The 13085-nt window shown below is 49.8% G+C and carries 13 protein-coding genes; 8 read left to right on the forward strand and 5 right to left on the reverse strand.

Annotated elements, in window-relative coordinates; translation table 11 throughout:
- Positions 1-23: 23 nt before the first annotated feature.
- Positions 24-755, forward strand: coding sequence for a hypothetical protein (locus IPP66_10175; GenBank protein ID MBK9925646.1), 732 nt, complete (start codon positions 24-26; stop codon positions 753-755).
- Between the two features lie 69 nt (positions 756-824).
- Here the strand turns inward: IPP66_10175 and IPP66_10180 are convergent, their stop codons facing one another.
- Entirely contained in the window at positions 825-1748 is a 924-nt protein-coding gene (locus IPP66_10180) for a branched-chain amino acid transaminase (protein ID MBK9925647.1), read from the reverse strand.
- A gap of 176 nt (positions 1749-1924) precedes the next feature.
- Here IPP66_10180 and IPP66_10185 point away from each other — a divergent pair, with 176 nt between their 5' ends.
- From IPP66_10185 to IPP66_10195, 3 genes are read left to right on the forward strand one after another with little or no spacing between them, the layout of a single operon-like run.
- A complete protein-coding gene (locus tag IPP66_10185) occupies positions 1925-2482 on the forward strand; it encodes a DUF2087 domain-containing protein (protein MBK9925648.1) in 558 nt (185 codons plus the stop codon).
- Position 2483: 1 nt separating this feature from the next.
- A complete protein-coding gene (locus IPP66_10190) occupies positions 2484-2852 on the forward strand; it encodes a GIY-YIG nuclease family protein (GenBank protein MBK9925649.1) in 369 nt (122 codons plus the stop codon).
- Positions 2853-2858: 6 nt separating this feature from the next.
- Entirely contained in the window at positions 2859-3416 is a 558-nt protein-coding gene (locus IPP66_10195; GenBank protein ID MBK9925650.1) for a metalloregulator ArsR/SmtB family transcription factor, read from the forward strand.
- A 70-nt stretch (positions 3417-3486) separates the two neighbouring features.
- Here the strand turns inward: IPP66_10195 and IPP66_10200 are convergent, their stop codons facing one another.
- The 4 genes from IPP66_10200 to IPP66_10215 form a co-directional block, all read right to left on the reverse strand.
- The gene (locus IPP66_10200; protein MBK9925651.1) at positions 3487-4149 is read right to left on the reverse strand and encodes a response regulator transcription factor; all 663 of its coding nucleotides are present in this window, start codon (positions 4147-4149) and stop codon (positions 3487-3489) included.
- A 15-nt stretch (positions 4150-4164) separates the two neighbouring features.
- A complete protein-coding gene (locus tag IPP66_10205; GenBank protein MBK9925652.1) occupies positions 4165-7920 on the reverse strand; it encodes a GAF domain-containing protein in 3756 nt (1251 codons plus the stop codon).
- Positions 7921-8015: 95 nt separating this feature from the next.
- Positions 8016-8426: a c-type cytochrome gene (locus IPP66_10210; GenBank protein MBK9925653.1), complete on the reverse strand. Its 411-nt coding sequence runs from the start codon at positions 8424-8426 to the stop codon at positions 8016-8018.
- Position 8427: 1 nt separating this feature from the next.
- Positions 8428-9462, reverse strand: a complete 1035-nt coding sequence (locus IPP66_10215) for a COX15/CtaA family protein (protein MBK9925654.1) — start codon at positions 9460-9462, stop codon at positions 8428-8430.
- A gap of 142 nt (positions 9463-9604) precedes the next feature.
- On the opposite strand from IPP66_10215, the gene IPP66_10220 reads away from it, so the two are divergent.
- The 4 genes from IPP66_10220 (at position 9605) to IPP66_10235 (ending at position 13014) form a co-directional block, all read left to right on the forward strand.
- Entirely contained in the window at positions 9605-9937 is a 333-nt protein-coding gene (locus tag IPP66_10220) for a hydrogenase maturation nickel metallochaperone HypA (GenBank protein MBK9925655.1), read from the forward strand.
- Positions 9912-11009: a PD40 domain-containing protein gene (locus IPP66_10225; protein MBK9925656.1), complete on the forward strand. Its 1098-nt coding sequence runs from the start codon at positions 9912-9914 to the stop codon at positions 11007-11009. Before IPP66_10220 ends, IPP66_10225 begins: the two co-directional genes overlap by 26 nt.
- 148 nt (positions 11010-11157) lie before the next feature.
- Positions 11158-11985, forward strand: coding sequence for an SDR family oxidoreductase (locus IPP66_10230; protein ID MBK9925657.1), 828 nt, complete (start codon positions 11158-11160; stop codon positions 11983-11985).
- 42 nt (positions 11986-12027) lie between these two features.
- Positions 12028-13014: a carbohydrate kinase family protein gene (locus IPP66_10235; protein MBK9925658.1), complete on the forward strand. Its 987-nt coding sequence runs from the start codon at positions 12028-12030 to the stop codon at positions 13012-13014.
- Positions 13015-13085: the final 71 nt, after the last annotated feature.

The raw sequence follows: 13085 nt of genomic DNA on the forward strand, positions 1-13085 counted from the left end.
CCGATAATGGAGTTATCTGGAGCATGAATAATTTATTCAAGGGAAACGGTTCGCGATCACCCATGCAGATATGGGATATTCTTTCGATCATTGTATTGATCTTGACTGCCTGTATCGTTGGGTACTTTGTATTGATTTATTTCAACGAGGATTCGAAACTGAATATCCTGCCTCCCAGTGGAGGTTTGCTTTCCCCTAAAATTCCGACCGCCACGCCAGCACCAGCCACCCTTGTGCCCACATGGACTGCCAGCCCTACACTTGAAATGACTGCTACGAGAACGCCGGTGCCAACATGGACGCCGCTCTTTACCGATACGCCTTTCTCACTTGTACCCCCAACACGCACGCCCAAACCGACCAACACTCCCAAGGCGCTTTTTGGTGTGACTGTAAAGGCCATTCCGAGCACGATCTTTTATCCTGAACTGGCTTGTTCATATTTCGGTGTCGGTGGCGAGGCCGTGGACGTGAAAAATGGTCCGTATAAATTCGGTATCATAAAGGTTGGCGGAACATTGAACGGGCAAACGATTGACCCGACCAAATATACAACTGTCACCGGTGTGGCGACAAAATTTGGTCAGGCTGGCTTTGAGATCGTATTTGCGATGCCGCCCACGAACTCTAACAAGACCCTCTGGATCCAAATGTTCGATGTCTCCGACATCCCGCAATCGGACAGGATCTATTTCAACACATATAGTGACTGCGAAAAGAACCTTATTCAAGTGCGCTTCAAAGCGACGCGATAGCGTGTGAAATAGCCTGTAGGACTTAAATAAAAAGTGGCGGTCAACCTGATCGCCACTTTGCTTTAATCGTTAGACTGCTACGTTCCAGTTTTCGTACTTCTTATTCTTCCCACGGACGATATCTTCATAGGCGGCGCGTAACTTGCTCGTGATGGGACCCATTACACCCGAACCGATGGGGCGGTGGTCCACTTTGGTCACGGCGGTGATCTGTGCGGCGGTGCCTGTCAGGAACATCTCGTCGCTGATGTAGACTTCGGTGCGGTCAATGGAGCGTTCCACAACTTCAAGGCCCAAGTCGTTGCGAGCGATCTCGATCACTGAACGGCGCGAGATGCCTTCGAGAATATTGTCTGTTACAGGCGGGGTGATGAGCGTCCCATTGCGCACCATGAAGACATTCATGGCAGAACCTTCAGAGACATGCCCGTAGTTGTCCAGTACAAGGGCCTCATCGAAACCGGAGCGGACTGCATCGGTCTTGATGAAAGCCGAGTTGACATACGCGCCTGCGATCTTGCCGCGTGCTGGGATGACGTTATCGTCAATGCGCCGCCAGGAGGAAACGGTCACATGTGCGCCTTCATCGTTCTGAACATATTTATCGAATCCGATCACGAACAATGAAAATTCATCTTTCAGGCCATGCAGTTTCACACCAATGCCGAGATCAGATTTATAGAAGGACGGACGCATGTACACATCCTGCTTCCAATTATCGGCGCGCAGCACATCAAGTGTGATCTGGATCAGGCTCTCTTCATCGTAGCCTGCGCTCATGTCCATCATTTTGGCTGAGTTCAGCAACCTGCGATAATGATCGAAAGGGCGGAAAAGGAAAAGACGTTTTTTATCCTCGTTCCAATATGCCCTCATGCCGCCGAAAACAGATGTGCCATATAAAAAGGCATGAGTGGTTATATTGAGATTTGCTTCAGAAAGGGGGACGACCTTCCCCTGAAAGAACGCATGTTTTGAAAGATCCACATCCATAACAAAGCCTCCAATATTTGAAATACGACGAATAGATTGTTCGGCATTATACCTGATGCGCTCCGATTCATTCCAACCCGAAAGCTGATTCTGTCCGATAAAACGGCCTTGACATTTGACGGAATTTCATTAGAATCTAATTCGATAACCATCGAATTAGATTGAGAGTGTGAAATATGGAAACCCAACCCGAAGTTTTATCCTTTGTCAAAGCCATGGCCTCCGCCGAGCGGTTGCGCGTCATTGGCGCCCTCGTGCGTGGACGTGCCACGCAGGCCGAAGTTGCCGAGCAGTTACATGTCCCTGTACGGGATGTGTTCGAGCACCTGTCCTTTCTTGCGCATGTCGGTATTGTCAGCGAAACGGACGGAGTCTACGAGTTGAACGAGAAAGCCATCGAAGCCCTAGCACGTGGACAATTCGAAGGCAAACGTCCCGCATATGAAGCGAAAGAAGAAAAGCAGGATGATGTCCGCAAAGTGTTGAAGAACTACCTCAATGCAGATGGAACACTCAAGCAACTCCCGCCCATGGGAAACAAACTGCTTATTATCCTCAATTTCATCGTGGATGCGTTTGCATTTGACACGAATTACACTGAAAAAGAGGTGAACACGATCCTGCGCCGTTTTCACGCAGATACAGCTGCCCTACGCCGTTACCTTGTAGACCACAAATTGATGGATCGCGAAGGCAATGGCACCAAGTATTGGAGAGTCAAACATGGAGAATAGTGTGAAGTCAAGAAAAGACATCCACAGAGAATATAAGGAGCGCGTAAAGCCATCCGGTATCTTTCAGGTAAAGAACATGGGGAATGGCAAGGTGCTTCTCGGTAGCAGCTTGAATCTTGAAGGCTCTTTGAACAAGCATAGATTTATGCTCAAGATCGGCAGTCATACCAACAAGGTTTTACAAAAGGATTGGAATGAGTTTGGCGCTGACCAGTTTGTTTTCGAGATATTGGAGGAAGTGAAGGTTGTGGATAGTCCGAACTTCAACTTGAGCGATGAACTGACTTTGTTGGAACAGATCTGGCTGGAGAAACTTGAGCCCGTTGGTGAGCGTGGTTACAATGTCAACGAACGGATTCGTGAGGCATGATTTAACATGAGCGAGGAACTTGTCAACTTTTTCAAAGCACTTGCGGATTCGAGCCGCCTCAAGATCGTTGGCTTGCTCGCTGAAAAGTCCTATAGCGTGGAGGAGCTTGCCGCGTTGCTGAATTTGAAGCCATCCACGGTCTCGCATCATCTTTCCAAGTTGTCGGAGGCGGGGTTGGTGCAATCGCGCGCAGAAAGCTATTACAGCGTCTATCAGTTGGATCGTAAAATGCTCGAGGAAAAATCACGCACTATTTTTTCGAGCGAAGAACTTTCCACTGTCGCCGCTGAGGTGGATGCCGATGCCTACGATTCGAAAGTGGTCAAAGACTTCACAAAGCGTGATGGGAGTTTGAAGACCATCCCCGCGCAACAAAAAAAGCTGGAAGCGATCCTGCGGTATGTTGTGAAATCGTTTGAAGTGGGAAAACGTTATAGTGAGAAGCGTGTCAACGAGATCCTCTCGAAGTATCACGAGGATACGGCAACCTTGCGCCGTGAATTGATCGGTTATGGATTGATGGCGCGTGAAGGTGGTGGGGGAGAGTATTGGCGGGTCGAATAAACCCAGTTTAAAAATAAATCAGGGTCGCAAAGAATTTTTCTTTGCGACCCTGATTTTTATATGCTGTTCGCTATTTTTCTCTGTTGACCAAACCGCTTTGCCAGGCATATACAGCCACCTGGGTGCGATCTGCAAGATGCAACTTGCTCAGGATATTGCTCACATGTCCCTTGACCGTGTTTTCACTGATCACAAGATTCTCTGCGATCTGACTGTTGGTCATGCCTTTGGCGATCAGGCGCAACACATCCAATTCCCGTTCAGTCAACTCGGTGAATAAAGCGGGCTCCTCGCTGGCGTCGCCGCGAATATTTTCAAGGACACGTTCTGCCACCAGCGGATGCAATGTCACTTCATGGCGTACCGCGCGTTGCAGTGTATCTGCCAGTTTTTCCATCTTCATGTCTTTGAGAATATAAGAGATCGCTCCGGCCTTTAGCGCAGGGAAGATATGCACGTCCTCATGATAGGAAGTTAACACCACCACCTGTGTGCGCGGACTGATCTTCTTGATCTGACGCGTTGTTTCCACGCCATCCATCCCCGGCATGATCAGGTCTAGCAATACGATGTCTGGGATCAATTCCGCAACCAGTTTGACCGCCGCCTCCCCTGACTCGGCCTCGCCCACCACTTCAAATGTCTTAATGGTTTCAAGATAGGAACGGATACCGTTGCGCACGACTTCGTGATCGTCAACGATCAGGATGCTGTAAATGTTGCTCTTTGCCATGTTCTCGCCTCTTTCTTAATCTTTGATCGGAGCCTGCACAATGATCTTTGTTCCCTGCCCCGGCGTGCTTTGGATTTGTACTGTCCCGTGTATGCTGGCCACACGTTCGCGAATGGAACGCAACCCCAAACCGTGACTCTTCAACTTGACATCGAACCCGCGGCCATCGTCACTGACAGAAAGTTGCAGTGAGTCGCTATTGTACATCAAGGAGAGTTCCACATGCTGTGCCTGGCTGTGACGTGCCACATTGGCAAGCGATTCCTGTGCTACACGGTAAATGGCCTGCTCGATGCCAAGCGGTAAGGGACGTTCGTTTCGCATGGAGAAATCAACTTTGATGTCGTTGCGGTTTTCCCATTCATACATATATTCACGAAGGACAGTGGGTAATCCCTTTTCTTGCAGGGCGATCGGGTAGATCTCCTGTACAAGGAAGGTCAACTCTTGGATCACATCCGAAACGAGATTTTCAGCCTCATTCAGGTGTAAGTAAGCAGGGTTTCCGTTTCCCTTTATGATGCCACGCGCCGTGCCGAGTTGTGCAAGGGCGGCAAAGGCTTTTTGTTTGGCGCTATCATGCAGGTCCCGTGCGAGGCGGTTTCGTTCTTCCATCACAGCCAGATCTTTCGTTTGCTCGAAGAGTTCCATATTCGCGATGGAGATCGAAGCACGGTGCGTCAATGCGGAGAATAGGCGGGTGATATCGTCGCCGATTAGATTTGGTTTCGTAAAGCCCACGTTGAAAACACCGACGGTCTTATTGTCCACGATGATGGGCAGATGCACAAAGGAGCGGATGCCCTCAGTGATTAACGCTTCGCGCACATCCTCGCGGAATTCGTTCATATCCATATGTCGCACAATGGCTGGGACGCCGGTCTCCAGCACTTTGCCGATGTATCCCTCGCCTTTTGCAAATTGCAATACTTTGAGCGTCTCCGGAAGGTAACCGCGACTCACACGTGGACGGACCTTTGTCCGTTTTTCATCCCATGCGAAGACGATACTGCGGTCGGCATTGAGTGTATCCACTGCCACATCCACCAATGTCTGGAAGACTTGTTGCAGACTTACGTTACGAAGGATGCGTTCGTCGGCCTGATAGAGCGCCTGGATCTCCTGGCTTCGTTTTTCGAGGGCGCTTGTTCTGTCACGGACAAGTCGTTCAAGTTGGCGGTTGCGATCCTGAATGGACCTTGTCCTCAGGCCAATTCCGCTTGCGACCGCTCCAAGGACTAAGAACACGAGCAGAATGCGAAACCATACCGTCGCCCAGAAGGGAGGCACAACGGTCACGTGGATACGCACCGGCGTTTCGTTCCACACTCCATCACTGTTTGTGGCTTTCAATAGGAGTGTGTAACTCCCGCCGGCGAGGTTGGTATAACGGCCGTTACGTTTTGTGCCTATATAGTTCCAGGTGTTGTCGAAATCTTCCAGCATATAAGCATAATTATTCTTAAGCGGCTGGTTATAACTGAGCGCGGCATATTCAAATTCGAACGAATTGTGCGGCCATCGGAGAGTGATGTTCTTTGTTTCCAGTGCGGGATCGATCTTAATGGGCACACCATCTTGTGAGATGGAAAGCAGTGTGATCTGCGGTGCTACCGGGTTATCGACGATGTTGCGCGGGTCGAAAACAGTCAGCCCATTGATGCCCCCGAAATGGAGCTTTCCGTTAATGCCTTTTGCATAGGCTCCCATATTGAATTCATTGCCCTGCAAGCCATCGCCGACATCGAAGTTTCGAAATGCATTGGTCTCAGGGTCAAAGCGAGAGAGACCATGATTCGTGCTCATCCAAAGATATCCGTTTTCATCTTCGAGAATGCTATAAACAACCCCGTTGGCAAGTCCGTCCTTTTCGAGAAGATACGTGAATGAATTGGTCTCCGGGTGATATTGGTTTAACCCTCCTCCCGATGTGCCGATCCAAAGGCGGCCCTTGCTATCCTGATAGATGGAGAGGATCGAGTCGTTGTTTAAGCTCTTGCTATCCAATTGGTTATATTGATAGTGTGTAAATATACCGGTATGACGGTCGAACCGGTTAAGGCCATTCTCTAGTGTGCCCACCCATAGAAACCCCTGATTATCTTCGCGGATCACTGTTACATTGCCGCCGCTCAATGACGTCAGATTGTTTGCATCAGGGAAATAATGTGTGAAGTTGTTGGTTGCCCGGTTGAATCTCTCCAACCCTGCGCCAGTACCCACCCATAATACATTTTGACTATCTTCGTACAGAGTGTATACCGTGTTGGAGCCCAGACTATAGGACCGTTCACTATTGGAATGATAGTGCGTGAAGGTATTTTCTGTTGGGTCCAGCCTGTCGAGCCCATTGGCTGTTCCGATCCATATCATGCCTTCATGATCGAAGGCCAGCGAAAGGATCTCATTGGAAGCCAGGCTATTCGGATTTTGCGGGTCAGCAGTGTAGTGGGTGATGTCTCCAGAAAGCCAGTTGATGAGATTCAACCCCTTACCATTTGTCCCAACCCAAATACTCCCATAGCGGTTGACCAAAAGCGCAGTGACATAATTCCCGCTCAAACTGTTGGGGATTCCGGGTTCGTTACGGAAGTAGGCGAACTTGTCACGTCCGCGGTCGTATTTGTTAACGCCGCCGTATGTGCCGAACCACAACACACCTCCACGATCCTCGAATATGGATAGGACCGTGTTGTTACTCAAGCTTTTGGGGAAGGATGGATCGTTATAGTAATGGATGAACCGTGAACCATCGTTGCTTAATCGATCAAGCCCAGCGTTCGTTCCCACCCATAGATTTCCGGAATGGTCGGCATACAATGTATTGATCGCATTGTTGATCGGGCTTAATGGTTCCAAGCCTCCAGCCATAAAGCGGGTGACTACACCGGTGATCAAATTGAGCTTATTCAATCCCTTTGCAGTGCCCACCCATAACGTGTCAGCAGTATCTTCCACCAAAGATGTCACACGATTGTTGCTCAGCGTGTTTTCATCGTCTGGGTTGTGTTGATAAGAAATGATGACGCCTCTACCCGGTTCGAAACGATCCAGACCACCATCTGTACCGACCCAATACCGTTCTTTTTGATCCTGATAGATCAATGAAACTTTTTGTCCGCTCAAACCGGTGGGGTTATTGGGTTCATACACATAATGGACAAAGGTCTTCTGTACTGGTTGAAACAGGTCCAAGCCACTGGATGTGCCAACCCAAAGGTTGCCTTTTTTATCCACGTAAAGTGTATTGACCCGGTCATCGCTCAGGCTGGATGGGTTGGTTTCGTCGTGTCGGAATGGAGTAAATTGCTCGGTATGCGGATCGTATCGGTTCAACCCGCCGTGACGTGTTCCGAACCATAAGTATCCCTCACGGTCTTCCACAATGGATGTGATCCAACGATCACTCAAACTATTGATATTGTCCCGGTCTGGTTTGAAGGTCTTGAATGTATATCCATCATAACGATTCAAACCATCCTCTGTACCGAGCCATAGAAATCCGCTCTTATCTTGAAGGATGGCATGTACGGAACTTTGGGAAAGACCTTGTTCGATGCTGATCAGGTCGAAGCGCAAGACGCAGTTGCACATTTCGGGCATGGGGATGGATTGAACCCGGCTCGGGGCTTCGGGGAGGCTGGTCGCGACAGAATCAGCTTTAGGCGTCGCTGGAAGCGAGTTCCCTGTCTCACATGAGGCAAGAACGAGGGCAAGGATCAGCCCGAGGAGGATGAAAGTCCTGCTTTTCATAGCCACAGTATAGTACATATAATACCCACGGTCACGCACCTGCCCTGACGGGGGTGCCAGGGAATTGTGCTTTATGACCATGTGGGTATAACTGTCGCTTGTTTTCCTGCTGGTTACTTCAAGGTGCGGAGGAACGCAACCACCTGCCAGATCTGTTCCTCTTTGAGGACGCCTTTCCATCCCACCATGGATGTGCCGTACTTGCCTTCTGAAATGCGCCAGAACAAGTACTCATCTGTAGCAACTGTTTGCAAGGCGGCTAGATTCTGTGGCCTGGGGTCAATTGCCTGTCCGGCGGGACCATCGCCATGACCTTGTGTTCCGTGACAAGCCTCGCAATTTGCGTGAAATACATTTGCACCCTCTGTCGCCGCCTCTGCGCCAAGCGGATTGGTCTTGCCCGCATATTCCGCAGGAACAGATTCAAGCGTACCAATCGCTTGAGGAGAACTGCTTTCATTGCTTGAGCAAGCTGTTAGTAGAAGAATACTCAAAACGAGGATAGTGATGGATATTTTTCTCATTTTATAGACCTTTGGCATCCAATGCTCTGAACCGATGAATAAAGTACACTGCCAGACCAAATAATACGATGGCATTTGCCTGATGGAGCAATGCAATGACGATATTTACATTAGAGATGACAGTCACTATGCCCAACACGATCTGCAAAATGACCACACCGATCAACCACTTGAGCCCCGTTTGAAGGTCTTGTGGAAATCCCTGTTTCTTTGAAGCGGAATAGATCAATGGGACAGCCAACAAGACCACAAACGCAAACCAACGATGGATGAATACGATGGCTTGTGGGGATTCGATCAGGTTGATGGCAGAGTTGAAAAGGTTGGGCGGAATAAGCTTGCCGAGCATCAACGGCCATGTATTTGATACATGCCCGGCCTTGAGGCCCGCTGTGAATCCGCCGTATGTGATCTGAACGATCAGCAAAACGAAATACACAACAGACAACTTCGAAGGCAGAGACCACTTGGCCTTTGCCCCCGAATTGTCGAAACCGAATTTATGTCCAAGGGCAGTCCAGTAGGCGAGGCCGAACAAGGTTAGTGCGAGGAGCAAGTGTATCGTCAGGTTGAAGTGACTGACGGATGGGCGGTCTACCAATCCGCTGGCGACCATGATCCAGCCCGCGAGAGCTTGTGAAATGAAAAGGATTCCCATCACGAAGTAGATGCCGAACTCTTTCCAAGGGATCGCCTTCTTGAAGAGGAAATAAAAAACAGGGATGGCATAGATCAGCCCAGCAAAGCGCGCGATGTTGCGATGAAACCATTCCATGTAAAAGATGAATTTGTATTCATCCAATGTCATGTTCGAGTTGACCTTGATGTATTCAGGCGTCAACTGATATTTTGCAAACTCTTCCTGCCAGGCTTGTGCGCCGATAGGCGGCATCGACCCGCTGATGGGGTTCCACTCCACGATGGATAAGCCCGAACGTGTAAGACGTACAAATCCCCCGAAGACGACAAGAAACGCAACGACAAAGACGAAGATGAAAAGCCAGTTCATCACCGCACGATTCTGAGTTTGAGGCATGTTTGCCCTCCCAATTGAGTTTGGAATCAAGAAGCTTGCTTCCTGATTCCAAAACGGGATTATAGCATCGGGGAATAAGAGGCCGATTAAGCCGGAGCAACCGTCAGTTAAGTGCGAAGCGCATGTCGTATAATCCCACTCTATGCATGAACAGCGATCCGCAAAAATACTTTTCGATAAAGCCATCCAGCATCCACATGCGGAGGACATCAGGCAAATTCAAGTCGCCATCGGTGAAATATCAGAACTCGATCAAGGCATCATTCAACAGCAGTGGGTTGAGTTGAGCAAAGGCACAGCCCTGGAACGCGCGCAGATTCGTTTTCGTCTTATCACTGCCGAAGCACAGTGCATGGCCTGCTTCAAAAAATATTATCCCGTGAACGGAACCATCCATTGCCCGCACTGCGGAAGTTTCGGCGCAAAAATTTTATCTGGTGAGGAATTTTATGTTGAACACATTGAGACAAAGTAGATTTGGATTTGCATCTGCAGCTTTGATCCTGTTTTTGATCGCTGGATGCAATATGCCAGCCGCCTCCACCCCGACCCCGGACCTGTTTGCCACGCTCCAAGCCTCCACGCCGCTGACGGCTTTCACGCCCAACCCGTTGGAAACACCAACGCCTGCTCCGTTGATCTCCAACCCGGTGGACTTGCCCACCGCCACGGCCAGCCCTATCTCAACAGATGGCGTTCCATCGCCTACTGCCGCTGACGGTTTGACGGGTCATATTGTTTTCACATGTCAGATCTTCAAGGTGCAGGCCAGTAATCAGATTTGCATCATGAATGCGGATGGCACCGGCTTTAGAAGGCTGACCACCGACAATAACAGACAACACTTCTATCCATCCCTTTCACCGGATGGCAGGAGCGTGTTGTATTCGGGGTTCTTTGAAAAAAATAACTATGAGATCTATGAACTGACGATTGCCGATGGAGCCCTGAAACGGTTGACCAACATCTTCACGATCGAGACCGCGCCTGAGTTTTCACCGGATGGTGAGCGTATTATTTTTGCGCGTGAAAACCCATCCACTCAGAGGTTCCAACTGATTATGATGAGTAGCAATGGTAAAGAAGAAGATAATGTCCCCAACGTTACGGGCTGGGACCCGACCTGGTCGCCGGATGGAAGTCAGATCCTGTTTGCCTCCGATAAGCGTGGACCGGTGCAACTGTTCAAAGTAAATCCCAATGGCAAAGGCTTGAAAGTTATTACTGACTTGCCCGCCATTCGTGGGCGCAGTGACTGGTCTGCTGACGGACGTTCGATCGTTACGTATTCCGGTCCCGCATGGAATCGTGAACTCTACATCATGTCCGCTGATGGGACGAATTCCCATCAACTCACACCGAGTGGTGGCAACAGTCAGGGGCCATCCTTTTCACCGGATGGCAAGTGGGTGGTCTTTACCTCATACTTCGATAATTATGGGGATGATAACGGTTGCGAGATCTATGTCATACGTGTAGATGGCACAGACCTGCGGCGCTTAACGAACAACGATTATTGTGATTATCAGCCGAGATGGGGGCCGTAAGAATAAAAACTTCCTCGCTGAGCGGAGCGTCCTTCGACTACGTTCGTCGCAAAAGGCGCTCCTCACTCCGCTCAGGATGGAAATAACTCTTGGAAAGAGCGAAGTCGAAGCGTGATTGTTTAATAGCCATAAATGTAAGGAAGTTTCTATGAACATTAAAGGTAAAGTGGTCATCGTTACCGGCGCATCATCGGGAATTGGTGAAGCGACGGCTCGTCAGTTTGGCAGGGAGGGGGCGAAGGTTGTGCTTGCCGCCCGCCGCGTGGACCGACTCGAGGCATTGGTGCAGGAAATTGCCGCGCTCCACACCGGCGCAGAGACGTTGGTGGTACAGGCCGATCTCACAAAACTTGATGATATTCTGAAACTCGTCAACGAATCAATGACAAAGTTTGGGCGCGTGGATGTGCTGGTGAACAACGCAGGCTTTGGTCGATTGGACTGGTTGGAGAATCTCGACCCGATTAAAGATATTCAGGCGCAGTTCGATGTCAATGTGATGGGCGTTATTCAAACGACGCGGCAGGTTTTGCCGATCATGATGAAGCAACGTTCCGGTCACATTATCAATATGGGTTCGATGGCGGGTCTGGTCGGTACGCCAACTTACACGATCTATGCCGCTACTAAACATGCCGTGCATGGATTCACCGAGGCCTTGCGGCGCGAGGTCAAACCGTGGGGCATTGATGTCTCGATGATTTATCCCGGCGGCGTGGTGACCGAATTCACGCAACATGCCGGTATCAAACGCAAGACGAAAACAACTACTCCCAAAGCTTTGTTGTTGACAGCCGATCAGGTGGGTGATGCGGTTGTGCAGTTAGTGCGAAGTCCGCGTGCGATGCGAATCCTTCCGTGGGTGTGGACGTTCACCGTTTGGATGAACCGCAACTTTAATTGGCTTGTAGATCGCACTACGATCAATAGCTTTACGATCCCCGAGCGTGAGGATGAGTTGAAGGCGAAAATATAATCTGATTAACCATGAAGGATCGCCCTTGCTTATAATAACAATATGGATATTCACTTCATCGTTTTTGGTCATCTCACGCGTGAATTTTTACTCCCTCCGCAAGGACAGCCTCGCCTCGATGTGATGGGCGGGAGTCTGCTTTATGCGGCGGCGGGGCTTGGGATCTGGGAATCAGGTATCGGGTTGGTGGGACGCGTGGGAGATGATTATCCGCGCGCATGGTTGAACGAGGTCAAGTCACATGGATTCGATACGAGCGGCATCCGCATCCTTGAAAAGAATCTGGATGTGCGTGAGTTCATCGCGTATACCGAAGCGTTCGAGGCGAATAACGTTAATCCCGTTTCGCATTTTGCGCGGCGCGAGATGACCTTCCCGAAATCATTGCTGGGATATCAAGTGGAGCGCCTTGTGGATGAAGAACACAAGTTGATCGTGACAGATATTCCCAACGATTATCTGAGCGCACGCGCCGCCTACCTTTGCCCAATGGACCTGGTGACACAGACTCAATTGATCGCGGGACTTAAACGGGGCGATGTGCACTCGTTCATTCTGGACCCGTCGCCTGTTACCATGAATCCAACTTCGAGGCGCGAGTTGCCTGCTCTGCTCAACGGCGTGACAGCTTTCCTGCCGTCCGAGGAAGAGATGCGGAATCTGTTTCAAAGCGAAACGCATGATTTGTGGGAAATGGCTGAAGCGGTTTCGTTATATGGATGCGAATACGTGGTGATCAAGCGCGGCGTCAACGGACAGTTGTTGTATGATGCCGATACAAAACGCAAATGGGAGATCCCTGCATACCCCACACGTATGGAAGATGTGACAGGCGCAGGTGATGCGTTTGGTGGCGGATTCATGGCTGGCTTTTGCAAAGACTATGATGCTTTGGAAGGTGTGTTGTATGGGAATGTGTCCGCTTCGTTGAAGTTGGAGGGGCATGGTGCATTTCATCCATTGGATGTACTACCAGGGTTGGCAGATGCGAGGTTGAGTGCTTTACGGGATATGGTAAGACAAGTGTAGGTAAAGGTAGAATGCAGAAGGATGAAGCGGGGAATGTGGAAGATGGTGATTGAGGGAATGGGCTGCAAGTT

The sequence above is a fragment of the Candidatus Defluviilinea proxima genome, assembly GCA_016721115.1.
GTDB lineage: Bacteria > Chloroflexota > Anaerolineae > Anaerolineales > Villigracilaceae > Defluviilinea > Defluviilinea proxima.

Excerpts from the sequence above, each read along its gene's own strand:
- IPP66_10175 (MBK9925646.1), top strand. The coding sequence starts at position 24 with ATGAATAATTTATTCAAGGGAAACGGTTCGCGATCACCCATGCAGATA.
- IPP66_10235 (MBK9925658.1), top strand. The coding sequence starts at position 12,028 with ATGGATATTCACTTCATCGTTTTTGGTCATCTCACGCGTGAATTTTTA.
- IPP66_10210 (MBK9925653.1), bottom strand. The coding sequence starts at position 8,426 with ATGAGAAAAATATCCATCACTATCCTCGTTTTGAGTATTCTTCTACTA.
- IPP66_10195 (MBK9925650.1), top strand. The coding sequence starts at position 2,859 with ATGAGCGAGGAACTTGTCAACTTTTTCAAAGCACTTGCGGATTCGAGC.
- IPP66_10220 (MBK9925655.1), top strand. The coding sequence starts at position 9,605 with ATGCATGAACAGCGATCCGCAAAAATACTTTTCGATAAAGCCATCCAG.
- IPP66_10225 (MBK9925656.1), top strand. The coding sequence starts at position 9,912 with ATGTTGAACACATTGAGACAAAGTAGATTTGGATTTGCATCTGCAGCT.
- IPP66_10185 (MBK9925648.1), top strand. The coding sequence starts at position 1,925 with ATGGAAACCCAACCCGAAGTTTTATCCTTTGTCAAAGCCATGGCCTCC.
- IPP66_10180 (MBK9925647.1), bottom strand. The coding sequence starts at position 1,748 with ATGGATGTGGATCTTTCAAAACATGCGTTCTTTCAGGGGAAGGTCGTC.
- IPP66_10230 (MBK9925657.1), top strand. The coding sequence starts at position 11,158 with ATGAACATTAAAGGTAAAGTGGTCATCGTTACCGGCGCATCATCGGGA.
- IPP66_10205 (MBK9925652.1), bottom strand. The coding sequence starts at position 7,920 with ATGTACTATACTGTGGCTATGAAAAGCAGGACTTTCATCCTCCTCGGG.
- IPP66_10215 (MBK9925654.1), bottom strand. The coding sequence starts at position 9,462 with ATGCCTCAAACTCAGAATCGTGCGGTGATGAACTGGCTTTTCATCTTC.
- IPP66_10200 (MBK9925651.1), bottom strand. The coding sequence starts at position 4,149 with ATGGCAAAGAGCAACATTTACAGCATCCTGATCGTTGACGATCACGAA.